The sequence below is a fragment of the Chroococcidiopsis cubana SAG 39.79 genome (genome assembly GCF_003991895.1).
Taxonomy (GTDB): domain Bacteria; phylum Cyanobacteriota; class Cyanobacteriia; order Cyanobacteriales; family Chroococcidiopsidaceae; genus Chroococcidiopsis; species Chroococcidiopsis thermalis.
This window is the reverse complement of record NZ_RSCK01000040.1, coordinates 22,528-41,664: the sequence shown is the minus strand read 5'-3', so window position 1 is coordinate 41,664 and position 19,137 is coordinate 22,528. Positions and strand designations below refer to the sequence as shown.

The window sequence follows — 19,137 nt, the reverse complement described above, 5'->3', positions numbered from 1 at the left end:
ACCATCATGAAAAATCCACTTAATTATATACACTTGTATCCACTGCGCGCCAAGCAAATACTTGGAATTAGCTACAACCAATTTTTCCGATTGGTGCAACAAGCTGAACTAAGTCATCAAAAGCGGCAAATCGAGAGAGAAAAAAGTAAAACTCGTGTTAATGCAGCGGGAGGTGGACGTAAACCAAAACTAACTCTTGCAGAAGAAGTATGTCTGAGCTTATTTTATTTAAGACATATGCCGACGTTTGAAGTATTAGGAATGCACTTCGGTATCTCAAAGACAGAGGCGAATGATACCTTTCATTATTGGCTGAAAATCTTGCGAGACTTATTACCTGCTAGTATGTTAGAACAAGTGGAGAATCAAGAGAGTGACGCTGCAATTGTCCGAGAATTATTAACTGGATTTGAATTGATTGTAGATAGCTACGAGCAGCGCCGAGAAAGACCTACGGACAATGACGAGCAAAGAAAATACTTTTCTGGTAAGAAGAAGAGCCACACATTTAAAGACCAACTAATCTCTCTGCCTAAAGCTCGAGATATTGTAGATGTGATAATAGGAGCTAAGGGTTCAACTAGTGACATTGCTTTGTTTCGGAGTCAGTTGTCAAAATTTGCTTCTGAACAATTATTTCAAGGCGATAAAGCTTATATAGGCGGTCGGAATATCGTTACTCCTCATAAGAAACCCCGTAATGGAGAATTAAGTAACGAGCAAAAAGCCGAAAATAAAGTTTTTTCAGGAGAGCGAATTTTTGTCGAACATATAATTCGACTCCTCAAGATTTTTCGGATAGCGTCTGAGAGGTTCCGACTTCGTTGCGATACATATGAACAGGTAATTCTTACTGTTTGTGGTTTGGTTAGGTTACGCATTGGTTCCCTAGTTTTACCAGATTTATCTTAGGCTTTAAAACCAGCTCTGTTATAAATTAACTATTAGGATTTTTTCGGGGCTATACTATCAGTAACTGTCTCTGAGCCTGATAAATCCGTTAACTCTGGCTTACACTTAAACTGTCTCCAACCCAGCTCCAGACTGCCTTTCAAATTTTCGGACAACTCTAATACTTACAACCGTTTTAGTTTACCGTCTTGCTGGGGTACAGGGAAAAAGGTTGCTGCTGACGGCAGCAAGTTTGAGCTATACGAGAATAATTTACATAGCGAGTATCACATCCGCTACGGTGGTTATGGTGGTATCGCCTATCACCATGTCTCTGACAAATATATTGCTTTGTTTACCCACTTTATCACCTGTGGTGTGTGGGAGGCTGTCTATATTTTGGATGGGCTGTTGAAAAACTCTTCTGATATTCAACCGGATACTTTGCACGCAGATACTCAAGGTCAATCTGGACCTGTGTTCGCTATTTCCTATCTTCTTGGTATCAAATTGATGCCGCGTATCCGTAACTGGAAGGATTTAACTTTTGTTCGCCCCAGTGCAGATGTTACCTATAAGTATATCGAACCGTTGTTTAAGGGCGTGGTCAATTGGAATTTAATCAAGACTCATTGGTATGACATGATACGTGTAGTCCTGTCAATTAAGGCAGGCAAGGTGATGCCTTCGACGCTTCTACGTAAGTTGGGCAGTTATAGTAAGAAAAATCGACTTTATCAAGCCTTTCTTGAGTTGGGTAAGGTAGTGCGAACAATGTTCTTGCTCGATTATATTTCTAATGTTGCTCTTCGGTATGAGATTACAGCGATAACGAATATTGTGGAGATGTACAATGCTTTTCTTGACTGGGTGTTTTTCGGTAAACTTGGAGCGATTACTGAAAACGATCCGATTGAGCAAGAAAAGCGGTTGAAGTACCTTGATTTGGTAGCAAGTGCAGTTATTTTACAAAATACAGTTGATATGTCGTTGGCTATCCAAACGTTAATGTCACAGGGAGAATTGATTCCCATGCGACACCTCTCTGCTTTAAGTCCATACATGACAAGACATATTAAAAGATACGGTGATTACGTGGTGAATTTACACAAGATTCCTCAACCATTGGAAGCTGCTATTAATCTCCCGCCAGAAATCTTTGAAGCATAGGAATACCAATGGTTTCTAGACCATCTTGCAGGTTTTTACACGTATCTCGGCTCAATACCTATCTGATAAGTGCAGCAAGAAAACAAGGTCTTGGTGAAAAAACAAAAGTGACTGGATTGGCAGATGGAGCAAAAAATTGCTGGTCAGTTTTATTAACACTCAAATCTCACTGTCAAACCTTAGAGTGTATTTTAGATTGGTTTCACATCAGCCAGAAATTTCAGAATGTTCGTCAAGCTTTAGGAACAGCTTTGTCAGAATCGTTGGAAAGCGCTAAGTGGAAATTGTGGCATGGCAAAGCTGAGGAATGTGCGAGCGAACTGTCATGGCTGAGAGAAAATATTAGCGAGCGAAAAAAGCAGGTTAAAATTGAGTCACTTGGTGACTACCTCCAGCAGAATCAAAAATATCTAGTACATTATCATCAGCGATCGCAAACCGATCTTCCTTACACTAGCTCTGTCGCCGAATCCCACATTGATTCCTTGATTAATGCGCGACATAAAAGGACAGGAAAAATGCAGTGGACGCGAGAAGGAGCACACAATGTCTTACAAATTCGGGCAATGATGGCTTGCAATCACTGGGAACAGCAATGGCAAAGCACGGTCTTGTCAGCTTTAGGAGCTACGGGTTAGTTCCTCCTAGCATCTCGATTTGTTACGCTCTCATCTCACTTCATCTCATTGGGTGGCATATGTAAGCCAATCATATTTCCTTCTGTATCGACAATCAAGGCCATGAATCCATATTGACCGATCGATGTTTTTGGCTGTTGGATTTGACCACCAGCGGCAACGACACGCTCTAATTCTATAGCCACCTCATCACAGTGGAAATAGGATATCGTGCCGCTCCCACCAGACTTGACCCCTTCCATCTTGACCAATGCACCAGACGCACCAACTTTATCCATAGCCATCGGAAATGCCCACATATCCATTCCAGGACTTTCGAGCTTCTCCAGCTTCATCTGAAACACAGACTCGTAAAAACTTTTTGCCCGATCCATGTCCTGGACATAAATTTCACACCAAACAATGGGATTAGATTTCATCATACGAACCTCTCAATTTCACAGTTCGGTTAAATAGGTTGCCAGGCGATCGAAACATTCTGACCAACCTGTGTTGTGAGCATTCCGTGATTCAGTGGATTCAAAGATGGCTTGCTGGAACGTCATCAACGTTTTGTTGTCCTGTTCCTCAAACGTCACAGTAACCAGCGTTTCATGTTTGGGTCGGTTATTCTCGTCCTCCCAGGCAAACGTGAAAACCAAACGCTCTGGATCAATGATTTCGCGATAGATACCCTGCATCCAATGGTCGGTGCCTTCGGGAGAGCGAATACAGGCTCGATACATACCCCCAACCTGTACTTTCATGTGGCAGGCGATCGCCGTAAAATCCTTTGGACCCAACCAACGAGAGAAATGTTCGGGTTGAGTCCAAACTTTGAATACCAGGCTGCGAGGCGCATCAAATGTGCGGGTGATCGTGAGTTGGCGATCGGGGATTGTCGTGGCATTATTCATGCTTGTGCGTCCGCGTATTGCTCTGTTAGATGTTCACCAGATTGGATGGCACTGGATTCCATATACACGAGTTCCCAGATGTGTCCGTCTAAATCCTGGAAGCCATGCGCGTACATAAATCCGTGATCTTGCGGTTCGTTGTAGGTGTTGCCGCCAGCAGCGATCGCCTTGCTCACCATCTCATCAACTGCTTCCCGGCTCTCACTCGATAAACAGGTCAACACTTCAGTGCTTTTCGTCGCGTCACAGATGGGATTGGGCGTGAAGGATTTGAATTTGTCGTGAGTCAAGAGCATGACAAAGATGTCCTCACTCACAATCATGCAAGTCGCCGTCTCATCGGTGAATTGGGGGTTGAAACTGAAGCCAAGTTTTGTAAAAAAGTCGATGGACTGCTTCAGGTTCTTGACAGGTAGATTGACAAAGATTTTTCTAGACATAATTCCTCCAATGATTCGGCTAACTGATACCGTTCGCTGCACGCTCGATCGGGGCAATATCGATCTTGACCATTTGCATCATCGCCTCTTGGGCACGTCGGGCACGGGCTGTGTCGGGGTCGTTAAGTAATTCGATCATCCGCCTGGGTACGATCTGCCAGGGAAATCCCCACCGATCTTTGACCCAGCCGCAGGCGATTTCCGATCCGCCCTCTGCGATCGCAGCCCATAGACGATCAACTTCAGCTTGGTCATCACAATGGATTTGAAACGACACAGCTTCAGTGAACGGAAACTGCGATCCACCGTTTAGCCCCACGTATTGCAGACCAGCCAACGTGAATTCGACCGTCAAGACCATTCCAGCGGGTCCACTCGGCGTGTCAGCGGGAGACTTCAAAATGCGATCGATACGCGAATCTGGCAGCAGCGAGACATAGAACTTAGCCGCCTCTTCAGCGTCGCCATTAAACCACAAACAAGGGACGATTTTTTGAGTTGTTAGCACTGGATTCCTCCTGTTAAGCTTCTGTCTTTAAGTCGCTGATTTCAAAAGCTACCTATCAACAATCATCTCGAAGCCGCCATAGATCATCCGCTTGCCATCGAACGGCATTTCAGCATTTGGATTCTTGTCAGGCTGCATGCGTGGGTCTGCCATAACTTTCTTCCACCCCTCATCTCTAATTTCGCGTGAGGGCCAAATAACCCAAGAAAAACAAACTGTTTCATCTGCCTGACACTGAACGGCTAAAGGAAATGATGTGACTTCACCTTCAGGAACGTCATCCCCCCAACATTCAGTCAACTTGAGTGCCCCGTATTCCTTAAATACGATCGCCGTGCTCTCTGCATGTTGCTTGTAAACTTCTTTGTTGACTGTAGGGACAGCTAAAACAAAACCATCAACGTAAGGCATGAGGTTTTTCTCCTGATTACAATTCTTGGATTGATTTTTGATTGATAACAAGATTGAATGCTAGTTAGACTGATGCACAAATCACATTACTTTTTGCGATTCTGTTTTTGTTCGTTTGCTTGTAACTCTTGTAGATACTCATCCAGGCGATCGAAACTCTGTTCCCAAAATCGGCGGTAGTGTTCCAGCCAGTCTGCTAAATCCTTCAGCGGTTCTGGATTGAGGTGGCAGGGTCGCCACCGTGCATCTCGGCTGCGCGTAATCAGTTGAGCACGTTCCAGCACTTTGAGATGTTTGGAGATGGCAGGTAAACTCATCTCAAACGGTTCAGCGAGTTCTGTGACGGTGGTTTCTCCCTGAGCGAGTTGTGCCAGAATTGCTCGACGGGTAGGATCAGCCAGGGCAGCAAGGGTAACGCTCAAAGAGTCAGTGGACATTTGATACTTAACCGCGCAGTTAATTAACTGCTAGTTTAAATGTACTATTCCAATCTGTCAAGGGCAATCCCCAGTGTTTGGGTGAACTTTTGTGTTGAAACGTAACTACTCAGGCTTAATCCTGTTATGTCACTTTCGAGAAAAATAATCTACAAGCCTTATTAACACGTATTTTTGCAACAAGAGAAGTTAAATGACAATAAGTGAGACGCGATCGCTAAACCTATAATTCTACTTGAGGTTCAGAGTAGACGAGACATTTTCCTCTTTCCAGAGTGACATAAGAGGGTAAGTAACATTTGTTTCCAGATGGTAAACTAAATCGAGCTGTAAAAAATCCGTTGATGTCGGTAGACTGAGAGATGTGCCCTAAAAGGATGAGAGCGAACGCTACTCAGGAGCGAGCTATGAAAGCAAGAGTGGAAACTGTGATTAGAGATGAATCAGGGAATATTTTGAGTCAGCTTACTGCAGACGAGATAGACTTAGGCAATCAAAGTTTACACGACATTGAGGGAGCAGTGGAAAACTGGAAACAGCAGGCACTGCTAGAAATAGAAGCGAGCTTGTTGACTCAAGCTCAAAACCAGTTCACCCAGGAGATAAAAAAACCAGAAATTTAGTTGTAACGGCACGCGGTTGGTGTGGATAAAGACTATACATGGAAAGTTTGTATTCGGTTTACAAAAATATCAATGCGAAGCACAAGAAACAAACTACTTGAGTCTAACAAACCAATTGCAAGAGGGCTATGTGAGTCCAAGATTACAGGAGCTATGTGGCTACTATAGCAATCGTATGAGTTATGAAGAAGTAGCTCTGTTAGTGGAAAGAGTTAGTGGCGAAAGATTGTTGAGTGACCAGAAGATTAGGCAAATCGTAAGTAATAAAGCCCTAATAATTAGCCAGGATATCAATAAAACCATAGCGGCAACTCTGGCAAAAAATGACGATAAAGTCGTACAAGTAAATGCTAACGTAGATATCTACAATCCTGAAGAAAAAGAAATTCTTTTATTTGATGATGGGATTCAAGTTAAAAGTCAAAAAGCCGAACGTCAGCCTAAGTTAGACCAGAGCAAGAAAAACCAAAATCTTTGCAGAGTCAAAACTCCAGCCATAATTACAGATATCGTTCTTTTGCAAAAGCCCACTACTAAATTTGAATACATAGCTACTCCTATCAATGCAAACGGTGAAGATTTACTAAGTTTAGCTAGTGTAATTAAAGCGAAAATTCTACAAGAATATGGTAGCCAAGCGTCACCGCTGAATTTAGTAGCAATTACTGATGGAGCCAGAACAATTCGCCATCGACTTCTTAGCATTTTTGGTCTAGAAGTCACCATCATTCTAGATTGGTATCACCTTTGCAAAAAACTCCGGGAGCTGATGTCAATGATTGCCAACAATAAACTCGAAAAAGCCAAACATTTAAAGTTTTTATTTTCTCAATTGTGGCAAGGTAATACTGCGATTGCTCTTGGATATTTAAAACACCAGGTTCAGGTTAGAAATTTAGACAAATGGCAAGAGTTAATCGGGTATTTGGAAAAACATCAACACGAAATTATTAACTACAAGCGTCGCAGCCAAGCCGGTAAAACTCTTGGTAGCGGACGAATCGAGAAGGGAGTAGATTTAACTGTTGGTTTGCGACAGAAGAATAAAGGAATGAGTTGGAGCCGCCTGGGTAGCAGAGCCTTAAGTCTACTCAAAGTGGCTGAACTGAACGGTCAGTGGCAGCAGTTGTGGTTCCCTGCTCCCGCTGCCTAATCAACGGATTTTTTACAGGTGGCATTACTGCGTTAGCTAAACTGCTGCTTCCACTACTCCAGTAAAAGCAGTTGTTGCGATCTCATTCAAAAAGATTTTGTGATACTCGTTCCACAAAGTAGTGGAGGAAGTAAATCCAGTTCGCACTGCCACATCTTGCCAGTGCTGGTAAATTCCCCAACTAAATTCGATGACTAATAGCAAAGTGAAGGCGAACGCTACTAGCTCAAGAGCAACAGTTAAGAATAGTTGCATTGTTCCGCTCTATGAGTTTGTTAATAATTTTGTAGTTGCTTTGAACGTTTGCCTGTAGTCGTACAAACGTCTCGACGGCTCGTATTGAAGCTACCAAAACGGGATTTTTTCCCGATTCGGAAATCGCTTCGAGCGATGCTGCTAACTTTTAAGATGAGCAGACATTACAGTGGTAGACGAATTTCTGCTGTCGCTGTTGCTATCGTTGCTTCATACCCAGCCAAAAAATCCATTCCTAAAATGCCGTCCACAAAACTAAAAGTCGGTAGCGTGTACGAAATCACAGGGTAATCTTCTACCCTAATACCCAAACAATTAAACCAAGAGACTGAAACAACCGGCGCATTCATCGTGCCGCTAGCAGAGATTAGACGCAAGGTTCGAGTTGCTTGGGCAGTACTATAACCTAATGACTCTAGCGGTCTAGTTGGCAACGTCGTGTAACTTGCGCCTGTATCGACTAACAGCCGGAAAATTGCTGTCTCACCACTGATGCCACCAACCGCCGCCTTCAGCCAAAGTAAATTCCCGTTGCGTTGCAGTCGGTAGGATCTCACAGTAGGTACGCGACATCTTCAGGGATGGAGCCAGTATATTCCACTGCCACAGCCCTCCCAAGTCTGGAGTCAAATGCCTCATAGACCTCATCGCGCTGTTTGGAGTGCGCTAAAACTTCTCCCGCTAGCACGTTCATCTCTTCATCTAAGTGAGTGTAAGCGATTAAAATCCATTCATCGACATATTGTTGTCTGATTTGCTCGATTGTTAAAACGGCACTCATGGCTTTGGCTCGTTGGTTAGCGGCGAAGAGTCTAGCTGCAAGAGGACACTTCAAGTTTAATCTTGAAAGCGCCCTCTTCTCAAAAGTAATGACAAAATTTGACTAAGCAGCAAATGCACTCATCACCAATTCTCGATGTGAGGCGCGTAACTTTTCTGCTGCGATGTATTTCTGGGCGATCTTTTCCCCTTCCGCGTAACTAATTGCCTTTTCCATCAAGCAGCGATTCTCCACCCACACCTGATACAAGTCCCACTTGGGGTCGTAGACGACCTGCCACTCGACTGCCTTGGGAACTGAGGCTGGTGGTTGGGAAGCTTTAATGCTGCTGTAGCCATCCAGATAACCTTGAGAGTAAGGACAGCTTGCTTGTTTGCACATGGGTGGTATACGAGCAGATGCATCATGTTTCCCGTGTATGCTGCCACTTTCGTATTCGGCAATTGCCTCCCAGTCGGGTTGGGGTTGGTGATGAGTGCAATCGCCCTTTAATTCTATTGGCTGTTGATTTGCTGTTGTTTCCGATGTGGCTTGAGTTGGTTGTTGCTCTACTGTGGCTTGAGGCGCTACAATCCATTCTTCGGAATACGTTGCCGATCCGGGTTTAACCAGCAGCCGCACTCGTCCATCGGCTAACACTTCTCTCTCTACTACCTGCATAACTGGCGTGAAAGGGGCGCAAATTTCGTCTCCGACTTGAGCAGCGGCGGTTGGCTTGTCCCAGACTTGAGGAGTCTGGATTTGAGCTTGAGGTGCAGAACTGGCAATTATCTGTGCTGTCATAGTTACAATGTCTTTGGTATTACGAAGAGTTGCCCCAATCAGTTGACGCTGAGTTGGGGCTTTTTTTGGCACTCGTCTTAGCTGTTCAGTCAAATCCTCCGTCCTAGCTCTTCGTTCTGCGGTTTGCACCTGCCACGCTAGTTGCGGAATGCGGAGGGGGTTATTCGGTTGTCAAAGTTCTATTTTTGGGCTGGAGATGGCTATTGTACTCAGGCAGTTTTTTTAAATCTCTTGGCTTCCTGCTTTCCATTTAACTGTTTACTTTCGCCTCACTAATATAAATATACGTCAAGTTCATATACTTGTCAATACTATTTATAGTATTCTCGTGTTAGAATGAGCGAGAAGTTACTTAATCAACTCGAAGTGAATATTAAACTGATGGAGACGACTCTATGGATATAAAAGTGATTCGCTGGAAACTTAATGAAGTAATGGCGCGAAAGCGCATCCGTAACAAAGACTTAGCTAAAACTCTTAGTATTACTGAAACCTCTATTTACAGACTACGTAAAACGGATGAAATGCCTCGACTTAGCCCGGAAAGGCTGAATGGTATTTGTGCTGCACTTGAATGTCAACCAGGAGAACTTTTAGAATGGCTTCCCGATGACGATGGGAATCAAGTAGCAAACACGAACCAAACATCTTTAGAGCCGCCAAACCAAAAAACAGACTTAGCCAGCACTCAACAAACTAAACCCCAAGACCGCAATCGCTCGTTTCTCACTGTAGTTGCTGAAGTACCGGAGTCTGCCTAAGCTGATAGCAACTAACGCAATCGCTGGTTTTTCCAACTGGCTATAGCTGGAGCTAAATTACTACTAACAAAACAAGTTGTTGCTATGAATACTAAAGATTTGTTACTCCAAGAAATTGAGCAGGTTCCAGAGCCAATACTAGAAGAGGTTTTAGATTTCTTGCGCTATCTCAAAGCTCACAAAGTTCTTCAAAAGCAGGAAGCTACCCTTTTGAGTGAGGCATCTTTAGCAAAAGATTGGCTGCGTCCAGAGGAGGAGGAAGCGTGGCGCGATTTGTAAAGGGAGATGTAGTTGTGATTCCCTTTCCTTTTTCAGATCTTACCCAGGCGAAACGACGACCAGCATTAATTGTCGCTTCAGACCAAGGAGATGACTTGATTCTCTGCCAGATTACTAGTCAATTGGTCAGGGATGAATATGCGATCGCTGTTAGTAATGATGATTTTGCCTCAGGCAGTCTCCGCCAAAGTAGCAATATTAGACCGAACCGTTTATTTACTGCTGACCAACAGCTCGTATTGTATCAAGTCGGTCGCCTCAAGCCAGAGACAACTAACGCAGCGATCGCCAAAATTATAGAAATTTTGCAGCAGTAAAAATTCATTTCGCTACTACCATCTGCGCTTTAGTTGCTGTTAACAAGGAATAGCAGGGTACGAAAATACCAATTAAAAGCGCGAATTTACTAATGAGAGCGGGAGATGGTGAACAATTTTTCCTACGTGCTATTTCTACGCAGCAAGTTTCCGGTTAGCCTTTGGTGAAAGTCGCAGGTGTTAACTATACTCCGCTCCCAGCAGGATCTAATTCTGGTTAATGCCAGCTTTGTAGATGCGATTCGAGTTGGTTAATGCCAGCTTTGTAGATGCGATTCGAGTTGGACTAGGCGAGGCAAATTCTTTCTGGGTAAAAAGAACATCTACAACAGCAACATCGCACGAAATTCAGCGCCGCTCTAACTCTAGTAGGCGAAGTGTAAAGATATGAATCTCATCACTCATAACGTCAACAAAGTCATGATTGCACAAAGAGTTGTTGACGGATACATCAACCTCACAGCAATGGCGAAAGCAAATGACAAATTAATTGCAGATTACTTGCGTCTAGAAACGACAAAAGCCTTTCTCCAAGAGCTTTCTCAAAGTATGGGAATTCCCATAGTCGATCTAGTTAGGATCAAGACTGGGCGAGGTGGCGGCACTTGGGGACATCCGCAAGTGGCAATTAATTGTGGTCAATGGTGCAGTCCCTCTTTTGCTGTACTTGTTTCTCAGTGGGTGTTTGACTGGATGCGAAAGGGGAAGACTCCTGCAATCGCTCAACCTGTTGTTTCCTCTAGGGAACGGGAACTGCAATTAGAGTTGGAGCTAATTCGCGCCAAGCAGCACTATCAGGATACGGGATACGCGATCGCTCTTTCCACTAGTCCTGCCATGTTGCAATGGCTACGCGGTGAAACTCCTCCACCGCCAAAAATAGAGTATAGAGATCGCTTCGTCGATCCTACCACTGGTCAGGAAATCGGCAGTTCCAGCGGACGAAGCCTCACCCAGGTGATTGCCGATGCTGGCTTAAACCCCAAATCTACCCGCGATCGCAACCGCGTTAAGAAAATTCTCAAGTGTTGCGGCTTTGACTACGACAAAATGCAGCGCTGGGTGAGTGCGTCGTATCTACGCGAGTATCCAGTATTAGAAGAAGAGGTTTACCAACAAGCGTTGAAAGCAGTGCTGGCAGGAGTTGCCGAATTCCAGCCCCAACCAAATCTGTTCGTACACTCTTTGGAGCAAGCAACTCTCGCCCCTGATAGCATACCTCATCATTTACCAAAAAAAGAATCGTAAAGTGACTATTATCTCCCCAAACATCTGCGTTGTTTCGAGCTAAGAGAGTGGAAACGTTGCGCGGTCGCTCGCGCTCTATCTGTCAGGCTACCTTTAATTCTTCTACCAGCAAATCATTCGGTGTCACACCGAAGAACTTACAACACTGATACAAAGTTGCCGTTCCCATCTGATAGCTTGGATCGCTGGACAAATCTTTAGCAGTTTGCATTCCAATCCCAGCACGACGAGACAGCTGAGAGTATGTGATTCCCCTCTGTTTCATTAACTCGCCGACTCTGTGCTTGAACATACCTGCTTGACTCTAATCTCTACTTTAGAACACTTTACTTTTAGCATATCACTTGTTTTTAATTCGCAATTGCTCTAAACTAGAACTATACGCTCTAAAGTAGAGCAGTCGAGTTCAATTAAAGGCGGTGGCTCATGACCTGAGAAATCGAGAGCCTTCCGCCCGCCCTAGAAAAACAGGACATAATTATGATGACACAACAGAATGTATGCGACGAGCGTGAATTAGCCAAGTCAGAGCGGCGGCATCACGTTCTCCCGTTGGTAACTTGCCTCCAAATCTATGCTCAGAAGCTCATTGGACATAAGTTTTTCGTCGAGTTGGTATCGAAACAAGTTGAGATACAAAACGATCGCGCCGTACCAGTTAGCACTCAAACTATCGATGTCGTAGTGACTCAACCGGCTGAGAGTGCGTTAGCGAAGCTTAACAAAGTTATCGCACAATTGATTGCCACTTGTGAGTGGTTGAAGGATTACTCCGTTGTCTCCTACAGCAAACTGAGCTTTGACCAAGCGCCGTTTTAAATGAATCAAATCGGCTTGGAGCTAACTGCTTCAAGCTTTAATTTTGTAGGAGACAAAACATGACTTCCAACTTAACCAAAATAGATTCCTTGCCATCGATTGAAAGCGTGTTGATTGGGGGCGACTTATCGCAGCTTAGCAATAGCGATCGCTTGAAATACTACTCGCGCTTGTGTGAATCTTTGGGACTTAATGCCCTAACTCAGCCATTTGCGTATATCCGACTCAACGGCAAGTTAAAACTATACGCCCTGCGGGAAGCAACCGAGCAGTTACGGAAAATTCATCACGTTTCAGTGCGAATACAAGCGCGAGAATTAGTTGCCGATTCGATTTATGTCGTGACTTCCCAAGCCAGTTTACCGGACGGGCGCTGCGATGAATCAATTGGTGCGGTATCGATTGCGGGTTTGCAAGGCGAAGCCCTAGCCAATGCGGTGATGAAAGCCGAGACAAAAAGCAAGCGGCGAGTCACGCTCTCCATCTGTGGGTTAGCAATTCTGGACGAGACAGAAGTAGATTCAATCCCCAACGTTCAGTCTGAGCAAGAAACAGGCAGAATTGACAGCAACGAAGCTAATATCGGGCGGGTTTCCCGCCCGCTCGCTTCTAGTGTGTGCAAGTCGTGGAAATCGCCGCAAGATGCGATTTTGTGGGCGGAGAAATTACTGCCTCACCTATCAATGGACGAAATCCAGTCAGAATTCAATTTGCTGCCAGCAACTAACGGCAAAAAAGCACTTGCCTGGGTTGAGAGAGTTAATTCTTTGATGCTGGAGGTTCGGTGATGACCTCTAAATTATTGGCGGCGCAGTCCGTGCCAATTCCGACTCAACTTGCGGCATGGATTGCTCAAACATTCGCTCGAAGCGAAGAACGTCGAGACAAGGGATATGCAGGGAACTGTGCGGCGTTTGTCCAGCAGATCCATTTCTACATCACGCTTGAGTTTGGCTCAATTCCCAGCCAAGTTAAACAAATGTGTGAGGACGGTAGGCGCTGGATCTACAAGTCATACGAATCTTGGCGCACAGAAGTATTTCCGTGGCTGTCTGATTACGCTTTTCGCAAAGTGCGAAGTCTCCTTGTCGGGTTGGGGTTGATCGAAGTCAAGCAGTTGGGTTTGAGACAACAGGGGCGAGATCGCACTTGTTGGTACACCGTTAACTACAACCATCCCTTCCTGCAACAGTTAATTTCACCCGATACCCAACAAGTCAATTCAACTGATACACAAGCCTCTAATTCAACGGATGCAGCCGTACCTAGTTCAACGACTCCATCCGTTGAATGTCAACGAATACCAATAACTACTAGCAATACAACTGGCAATACTCTTTCTAGAAGCGAGACAGAAAACAAAACTGAACCAGCTCAAACCGCCTCGGACTCCTCGACTAGCAGTAAAGTCAACCCCGATTTGCCGCATTCCAAACCGAAATTTGTTGTTCGGGACAAATCTTCCGCCGCGCGAGCGACCGAGCCGTGGGAAGTTGCCCCGAACCAACCCTACCCCTACTTCTTGCAGTGGCGGGCGTTGCATTACAAGAACCAAGGCGGACACTGGGCAAATTCTCCTTTGACCAATGCATACAGTGAGTTTTACAAAAACCCTGTGAAGACAAATATCTTGTGGCAAGAGTTTTTACAGTTCTACAATCTCGCCCTAGATAACGCCCTGGCGTTACAGGCAGCGGGGATAGAAGTCGGGTTGCCATCCTGTTTTAGCGAAGTCAAAAGCGTGAATGAAGCGGAAGTAGTTTCTAAGGCTCAGGCTTTGGAGCAAAACGCTTCCCCAGCAAAACCAGTCATCTCGCACACGACTAATGTGTCCGAATCCATTCTGACACCACCCGCTCCTGCTGCTGACTTCAGTGCCAAAATTAGCCAGCTGGTCAGACAGCACACTATGCCCAAACCCAAACAAGAATTGCCAAAACCAAAAGATCCTGTAAAGCAGTATTTGGACTGGCTACGCGGTGACGAACCAGTTTTGGTGGAGGAGGCAAGGAAGAAACTGACGCGCTTGGTGATGGAACGAGATGACCTGCTGGCGGTGTGGAACGAGCAAGGAAGGTTGATTGATGTGGAATTCTCAAAGCTAATATCAAACAGTGCTAGTTATGAGCCGAAATAAATTAGGTCAAAATGCTGTGGATACTACCACAAAAATAGTAGAGGATCTCAAAGCGGGCGATCGGGTCGAATCGAATCATCCCTATTTTGCTGGAGCGGGAGTGGTTGACGATCTGCCAAACTTTGATGGCGCAGTCGTGCAATTAGCATCAGGCGAACGGCAATATATTCCAAGGAAATATTTGCGCTCGTCTCCAGCTCAAACCCAAGATTTCTGCTCTAGTGCAGTTGAGGAATCTTCACAACAGGTTAAATCTATTGCGCCTGCTGCGATTTCTGCTGACAATAGCGCACTTGAGATTGTCGAAACACTTACACCAGAAGAAGAACGCGATCGCCACCGCTTGGAGTTGCGCGTAGAAAGAGCGTTTTATCAGGCAGGTCTAGCAATCAAGGAATTGCGCGACCGTCGTTTGTACCGTAGCACTCACAGTAATGATTTTGTTGGGTACTGCCGCGATCGTTTTGGTAAGACCAAGCAAGCTGTTAATTATTTAATTGCCGCAGCTGAAGTTTATGGAAATCTGACGACAACAAATTGTTGTCGCGTACTGCCAACTTCAGTTGGGCAGGTGCGCTCGCTTTCTGGATTAGAGAAAGAATTACAAGTGGAAGTATGGCAGCAAGCTGTAGACCTAGTTGATGGTAAAGTTCCTAGCGGTCGTATTGTTAAAGGAATTGTCGAGCAGATGAAAGAAAAGCCCTTACTGCTTGCTAAAGAATACTGCCAAGCTGGTGATGTATTTACCCTGACTAAGTTGGAAGATAGCGATCGCAAATACAATGGCTATCCGTGTGTTGCAATAGAGCTAAAGCAATTTACTATATGTGTTGACGTACACGACACGACTTTAACTGTGAAACCAGAAAACCTTCAAAAACTTGACTCCCCGGAAGCTCATCGACAACTGCCACAAATTCTGATGCGAATCAAACGGTTGCGACAGGTGGGGACGCTCGACCGAGGTGCGAATCACTTTTTAACGGGATTGGGCAAACAAGTTTACCTAACAGAAGTTGAAGAAATGTTGCTCTCTTGCTTGGAGGCGCATTACAAAGTTGAAGATTGCAACGATGCACAAGCTACAACTTGAAACCCCAACAACTAATCTCCTTGCCCCAGAACAAGAGCCGCAGATGCAAGAAATAAGCAATCGCATTGCTCTTTTGCGCTCGTGCGATCTCGACCCGTTTGAGAGAGAAATTTTGTCGATGCTGGAGCGTCCTATCGGAAACTGTGCCAAAATTCTTTAAAGCATCCAAGCAAGACAAAGCTTTATTACGGCAACTCGATGCTCCAAGCTGACCCCGTTGGATCGACCTCCATGCTACATCATTTTCAATGAGCGACGCATCTTGTGCAGTAGCAACGAGTACGGTTGCGGCGAGCGTGTTTCTCTGTTAGGATTTCTCCCAGCTGTACACAGTTCCAATTTATCTACTTTCCACGCGAGCGCTTGTCCTCTTCCAGGCAAGAACACCGCAGCGAACCGCGTTTTGTTAAATAGCCAGCTATTGTAGTAATTCTAGATAGACAGAAAGTCGGGCTAATTTTATAATTTTCAGGATAGAAAAAGATACGATTTTCAGTCAAGATGTGCTTGATTTGTTAAATACCATGAAACAACAGTTGAAGGAAAAGAGAGAGCGGCAGGGATTTAGTTTAGTTATTGCTATAGCTGCCATAAGTTTAGTCACACAAACCAGCGTTAACGCACTGACTTATACCAGTGCTTCTTTACACTCGCAAGCAAACAATCGTGCTTCTACCTCAAGTCTTTCTGCTTTAGAGATGTTTAAAGAAGCATACGAAAATCGTTACACTTGGAACGAGCAGTTTCCCGGCTACACTGCAAAAGTGGATTTTACGCAAGGGCAGGAAAAATATCAAGGTCGCATCCAAGTCAAACCAGATTTAAGGGTAGTAGTCAGCGGCATTAATAATGAGGAAGCACGTCAGTCAATAGAAAATCAATTACAGATGCTTGTGGTTCATCGGCGCTCTGTTCCGTTTGAAAAAGTCCACAAAGATAGTACTTTCAAATTTGGCAATACGGATAAAAATGGCGCTGTAGAAATTATTAAAGCAAACGAACCAGGCTCTAGTTTCAAAGTGTACGATCGGCAAATCGTACAGGTCAATCGTCAGATGGGAGGGCAATCCTTTAGCGTGAATACTCTGGATACAAAAGTTACGCCAGAAGGATATCTAGCTACTCGCTATCGCACAACATTTCACCAGCCCCAAACAAAACAAGTCTTAGCTGAAGAAGTATCTGAGGATACTTATAAAAAAATTGGCGATTATTATCTTCCCGTGAGCCAAGTTGTTCAGCATTCTGAAGGGGGGAAGCAGTTTAAAGCTGAATTCAACTTTACCAATCTTCAATTGCTATCTAGTAAAAAGTAATTAATTTTGCGTCGACTTTATCTGTTATTGAAGTCGGCGCTAGCGTTTTAACGGTTGGTAACTTGAATATAGAAGAGGATTACTGATATAAATTGTAATTCCAAGTTTTACGTTCTATAGTATTTTTTTATCAAACATATGCCTGCTTCTACCAAAATTTCGTTTGTCTGGCTGGGGTTAGTAAATCTTCTAGCTGTAGCAGGAGGCTCAATTATTTTTGAGTCTTACTCTTTAGCACAAATTGTTCCAGATAGTACTTTGCCTGTAAATTCTACTGTTCAAACTCAAGATAGCAGTAATATCATTTCGGAAGGGACTAAGGCTAGTAACAACCTATTTCACAGCTTCGAGCGTTTCTCCCTTCCTACAGGTGGTGAAGCCTACTTCAACAACTCTCTAGACATTCAAAATATCTTTAGTCGCGTCACGGGCAGCTCTATTTCCAGTATTGATGGTTTGATTCGTGCTAACGGCACTGCCAACCTATTCTTACTCAATCCCAATGGAATCATATTTGGTCCCAACGCCAAATTAGATCTTGGTGGTTCCTTTGTTGGCAGTACGGCTAGCAGCATTAATTTTGCTGATGGAGTGAGATTCAGCGCCACAAATCCTCAAGAGCCGCCATTGTTGACAGTTGATGTCCCTGTCGGTTTAGGATTTGGGAGCAACCCTGGAAGGATTGCCGTACAAGGTAACGGTCAAGGGGTGAGGCAAGCTTCTACTCTTATAGATACTAATCTAGGACTGCGCGTACGACCGGATCGAACATTAGCTTTGGTCGGGGGAGATGTAATCCTGGAGGGTGGAACGCTGAAAACAGCAGGCGGCAGAATAGAGTTAGGTAGTGTCACTCAAGAAAGTTTAGTTAGCCTCACCCCTATCAGCAAAGGCTTTGCTTTAGGTTATGATGCGGTGCCTAGTTTTGGTAACATCCAACTATTCCAACAAGCGGTAATAGATGCTAGTGGTATAGGTGGCGGTGATATAAAAGTGGTTGGCAGACAAATTCAACTAAGTGATGCTTCCCAGATTGATGCTAGTACACTAGGAGCAGCGCCAAGCGGACAGATTATCATGAATGCTTCAGATTCAATTCTTTTGGATGGCAGTAGAGAAAACGAGCAAATTCCGACAGGAATCTTAGCTACTGTTTACCCAGGCGCTCAGGGTACTGGAGGAGACATTATTTTGGAAACAAAACGTTTAGAAGTCAAAGATGGAGCGCAGATAGGAACTAGGGTTGAAGGTGAAGGAAATGCTGGCTCTATTTTGGTTAAAGCTCGCGATTTAATCGAGCTAGTTGGGCAGTCAGCGCCTGAAGGTACGTTACTTAGCGGACTATTTTCGTTTGTTACCCCAGGAGGTACTGGTTCGGGGGGAGGTATAACTGTTGAAACAAAGCAGTTAAACATTCGAGATGGAGCGCAGGTATTCGCAGGTACGAGCGGTGTTGGAAAAGCAGGTTCGGTATCGGTTAACGTCGAAGATCTAGTAGAACTAGTTGGCACGGGAAGAACTCCCAGTCGCGGTCGCACGAGCAGCGCCATATCAACCTCAGCACTGCCAAGAGCCGTTGGAAGTGGCGGAGCAGTAACAATAAAAACGCGAAGATTAAGTGTTCGAGACGGTGCAACAGTGTCGAGCAGTACTTTGGGAAGGGGAAAAGCAGGCAGTATTTTAATTCAAGCAACAGAAGCAGTAGATCTAGTTGGAAGATCGACAGACGGATCTTTAACGAGTAACTTATCAGCTCGTGCCAGAAGTTCAGCTAGTGCGGGGGACTTGACTGTGGAAGCAAAGCAGTTAAACATTCGAGATGGAGCACAACTTAGCGTTCGCAACGATGGAGCGGGAACTGCTGGAACCCTTCGAGTCAATGCCGATCGCATCAGCCTCGGCAACAATGGCAATATCACTGCCACCTCCACTTCAGGAGAGGGCGGAGATATCTTCTTAAACTCGCAAAACCTTCAGCTCCGAAACGGCAGCAGTATCTCTGCTACTGCTGGACTAGCAGGCGGTGGCGGCAACGGTGGTAACATCACCATCGACACCGACACCCTAGCTGCTATTCAAGGTAGCAGCATCACCGCCAATGCTTTCACGGGCAGAGGCGGCAATATCCTGATTACGACTCAAGGAGTATTCCAGTCCCCCGACAGCATATTCGATGCCAGC

The 19,137-nt window shown here is 44.8% G+C and carries 26 protein-coding genes and 1 pseudogene; 16 read left to right on the top strand and 11 right to left on the bottom strand.

Annotation, left to right across the window (positions count from 1 at the left end; all coding sequences use genetic code 11):
• The first annotated feature begins 6 nt into the window (after window positions 1–6).
• From DSM107010_RS21380 to DSM107010_RS21370, 3 genes and pseudogenes are all read left to right on the top strand, one after another.
• Complete coding sequence (locus DSM107010_RS21380; RefSeq protein ID WP_106166227.1) at window positions 7–912, top strand: transposase family protein; 906 nt, start codon at window positions 7–9, stop codon at window positions 910–912.
• 126 nt (window positions 913–1,038) lie between these two features.
• Window positions 1,039–2,061: pseudogene (locus DSM107010_RS21375) on the top strand (transposase); the annotation flags it as partial.
• An 8-nt stretch (window positions 2,062–2,069) separates the two neighbouring features.
• Window positions 2,070–2,699: a hypothetical protein gene (locus tag DSM107010_RS21370; protein WP_106166225.1), complete on the top strand. Its 630-nt coding sequence runs from the start codon at window positions 2,070–2,072 to the stop codon at window positions 2,697–2,699.
• 35 nt (window positions 2,700–2,734) lie between these two features.
• Here the strand turns inward: DSM107010_RS21370 and DSM107010_RS21365 are convergent, their stop codons facing one another.
• The 6 genes from DSM107010_RS21365 to DSM107010_RS21340 form a co-directional block, all read right to left on the bottom strand.
• Entirely contained in the window at window positions 2,735–3,118 is a 384-nt protein-coding gene (locus tag DSM107010_RS21365) for a VOC family protein (RefSeq protein ID WP_106166237.1), read from the bottom strand.
• 18 nt (window positions 3,119–3,136) lie between these two features.
• A complete protein-coding gene (locus DSM107010_RS21360; protein WP_106166224.1) occupies window positions 3,137–3,595 on the bottom strand; it encodes an SRPBCC domain-containing protein in 459 nt (152 codons plus the stop codon).
• Window positions 3,592–4,035 carry a VOC family protein gene (locus tag DSM107010_RS21355; protein ID WP_106166223.1) on the bottom strand — a complete coding sequence of 148 codons (444 nt, stop codon included), beginning with the start codon at window positions 4,033–4,035 and terminating at the stop codon, window positions 3,592–3,594. Before DSM107010_RS21355 ends, DSM107010_RS21360 begins: the two co-directional genes overlap by 4 nt.
• 19 nt (window positions 4,036–4,054) lie before the next feature.
• Window positions 4,055–4,543, bottom strand: a complete 489-nt coding sequence (locus DSM107010_RS21350) for a VOC family protein (RefSeq protein ID WP_106166222.1) — start codon at window positions 4,541–4,543, stop codon at window positions 4,055–4,057.
• 48 nt (window positions 4,544–4,591) lie between these two features.
• Complete coding sequence (locus DSM107010_RS21345; protein ID WP_106166221.1) at window positions 4,592–4,954, bottom strand: DUF1428 domain-containing protein; 363 nt, start codon at window positions 4,952–4,954, stop codon at window positions 4,592–4,594.
• Between the two features lie 86 nt (window positions 4,955–5,040).
• Window positions 5,041–5,391 carry an ArsR/SmtB family transcription factor gene (locus tag DSM107010_RS21340; RefSeq protein WP_106166220.1) on the bottom strand — a complete coding sequence of 117 codons (351 nt, stop codon included), beginning with the start codon at window positions 5,389–5,391 and terminating at the stop codon, window positions 5,041–5,043.
• A gap of 407 nt (window positions 5,392–5,798) precedes the next feature.
• Between DSM107010_RS21340 and DSM107010_RS21335 the strand changes: the two genes are divergently transcribed.
• Window positions 5,799–6,014: a hypothetical protein gene (locus DSM107010_RS21335; RefSeq protein WP_127023896.1), complete on the top strand. Its 216-nt coding sequence runs from the start codon at window positions 5,799–5,801 to the stop codon at window positions 6,012–6,014.
• Window positions 6,015–6,144: 130 nt separating this feature from the next.
• Window positions 6,145–7,167 carry a hypothetical protein gene (locus DSM107010_RS21330; RefSeq protein ID WP_127023893.1) on the top strand — a complete coding sequence of 341 codons (1,023 nt, stop codon included), beginning with the start codon at window positions 6,145–6,147 and terminating at the stop codon, window positions 7,165–7,167.
• Between the two features lie 36 nt (window positions 7,168–7,203).
• On the opposite strand, the gene DSM107010_RS21325 is transcribed toward DSM107010_RS21330, so the two are convergent.
• The 4 genes from DSM107010_RS21325 to DSM107010_RS21310 all read right to left on the bottom strand — a co-directional run bounded on the left by DSM107010_RS21325 (window position 7,204) and on the right by DSM107010_RS21310 (window position 8,986).
• Window positions 7,204–7,422 (bottom strand): hypothetical protein, encoded by a 219-nt coding sequence (locus DSM107010_RS21325; protein WP_106166217.1) that lies wholly within the window; start codon window positions 7,420–7,422, stop codon window positions 7,204–7,206.
• A gap of 164 nt (window positions 7,423–7,586) precedes the next feature.
• Window positions 7,587–7,979, bottom strand: a complete 393-nt coding sequence (locus tag DSM107010_RS21320) for a retropepsin-like aspartic protease family protein (protein WP_106166216.1) — start codon at window positions 7,977–7,979, stop codon at window positions 7,587–7,589.
• Window positions 7,976–8,203: a hypothetical protein gene (locus DSM107010_RS21315; RefSeq protein WP_106166215.1), complete on the bottom strand. Its 228-nt coding sequence runs from the start codon at window positions 8,201–8,203 to the stop codon at window positions 7,976–7,978. Before DSM107010_RS21315 ends, DSM107010_RS21320 begins: the two co-directional genes overlap by 4 nt.
• Window positions 8,204–8,305: 102 nt before the next feature.
• Window positions 8,306–8,986: a hypothetical protein gene (locus tag DSM107010_RS21310; RefSeq protein ID WP_148125934.1), complete on the bottom strand. Its 681-nt coding sequence runs from the start codon at window positions 8,984–8,986 to the stop codon at window positions 8,306–8,308.
• Window positions 8,987–9,381: 395 nt separating this feature from the next.
• Here DSM107010_RS21310 and DSM107010_RS21305 point away from each other — a divergent pair, with 395 nt between their 5' ends.
• From DSM107010_RS21305 to DSM107010_RS21290, 4 genes are all read left to right on the top strand, one after another.
• Window positions 9,382–9,747 carry a helix-turn-helix domain-containing protein gene (locus DSM107010_RS21305; protein WP_106166213.1) on the top strand — a complete coding sequence of 122 codons (366 nt, stop codon included), beginning with the start codon at window positions 9,382–9,384 and terminating at the stop codon, window positions 9,745–9,747.
• 84 nt (window positions 9,748–9,831) lie between these two features.
• Window positions 9,832–10,026 (top strand): DUF2281 domain-containing protein, encoded by a 195-nt coding sequence (locus DSM107010_RS21300; protein ID WP_106166212.1) that lies wholly within the window; start codon window positions 9,832–9,834, stop codon window positions 10,024–10,026.
• Window positions 10,011–10,343 (top strand): type II toxin-antitoxin system PemK/MazF family toxin, encoded by a 333-nt coding sequence (locus tag DSM107010_RS21295; protein WP_106166211.1) that lies wholly within the window; start codon window positions 10,011–10,013, stop codon window positions 10,341–10,343. The genes DSM107010_RS21300 and DSM107010_RS21295 overlap by 16 nt, the downstream gene beginning before the upstream one ends.
• A 387-nt stretch (window positions 10,344–10,730) precedes the next feature.
• Window positions 10,731–11,591, top strand: a complete 861-nt coding sequence (locus DSM107010_RS21290) for a KilA-N domain-containing protein (RefSeq protein WP_106166210.1) — start codon at window positions 10,731–10,733, stop codon at window positions 11,589–11,591.
• Window positions 11,592–11,673: 82 nt separating this feature from the next.
• On the opposite strand, the gene DSM107010_RS21285 is transcribed toward DSM107010_RS21290, so the two are convergent.
• Window positions 11,674–11,883 (bottom strand): helix-turn-helix domain-containing protein, encoded by a 210-nt coding sequence (locus tag DSM107010_RS21285; RefSeq protein WP_106166209.1) that lies wholly within the window; start codon window positions 11,881–11,883, stop codon window positions 11,674–11,676.
• A 188-nt stretch (window positions 11,884–12,071) separates the two neighbouring features.
• On the opposite strand from DSM107010_RS21285, the gene DSM107010_RS21280 reads away from it, so the two are divergent.
• The 7 genes from DSM107010_RS21280 to DSM107010_RS21250 form a co-directional block, all read left to right on the top strand.
• Window positions 12,072–12,410, top strand: a complete 339-nt coding sequence (locus tag DSM107010_RS21280; protein WP_106166208.1) for a hypothetical protein — start codon at window positions 12,072–12,074, stop codon at window positions 12,408–12,410.
• A gap of 59 nt (window positions 12,411–12,469) precedes the next feature.
• Window positions 12,470–13,198 (top strand): hypothetical protein, encoded by a 729-nt coding sequence (locus tag DSM107010_RS21275; RefSeq protein WP_106166207.1) that lies wholly within the window; start codon window positions 12,470–12,472, stop codon window positions 13,196–13,198.
• On the top strand, window positions 13,198–14,547 hold the full coding sequence (locus DSM107010_RS21270; protein ID WP_127023887.1) for a hypothetical protein: 1,350 nt from the start codon (window positions 13,198–13,200) through the stop codon (window positions 14,545–14,547). The genes DSM107010_RS21275 and DSM107010_RS21270 overlap by 1 nt, the downstream gene beginning before the upstream one ends.
• Window positions 14,534–15,640 (top strand): hypothetical protein, encoded by a 1,107-nt coding sequence (locus DSM107010_RS21265; protein WP_241994294.1) that lies wholly within the window; start codon window positions 14,534–14,536, stop codon window positions 15,638–15,640. The genes DSM107010_RS21270 and DSM107010_RS21265 overlap by 14 nt, the downstream gene beginning before the upstream one ends.
• A complete protein-coding gene (locus tag DSM107010_RS21260; RefSeq protein WP_106171279.1) occupies window positions 15,621–15,800 on the top strand; it encodes a hypothetical protein in 180 nt (59 codons plus the stop codon). Before DSM107010_RS21265 ends, DSM107010_RS21260 begins: the two co-directional genes overlap by 20 nt.
• Window positions 15,801–16,164: 364 nt before the next feature.
• A complete protein-coding gene (locus DSM107010_RS21255; RefSeq protein WP_127023884.1) occupies window positions 16,165–16,956 on the top strand; it encodes a DUF3386 domain-containing protein in 792 nt (263 codons plus the stop codon).
• Between the two features lie 138 nt (window positions 16,957–17,094).
• A partial coding sequence (locus DSM107010_RS21250; protein WP_199755677.1) for a filamentous hemagglutinin N-terminal domain-containing protein occupies window positions 17,095–19,137 on the top strand: 2,043 nt, incomplete at its 3' end.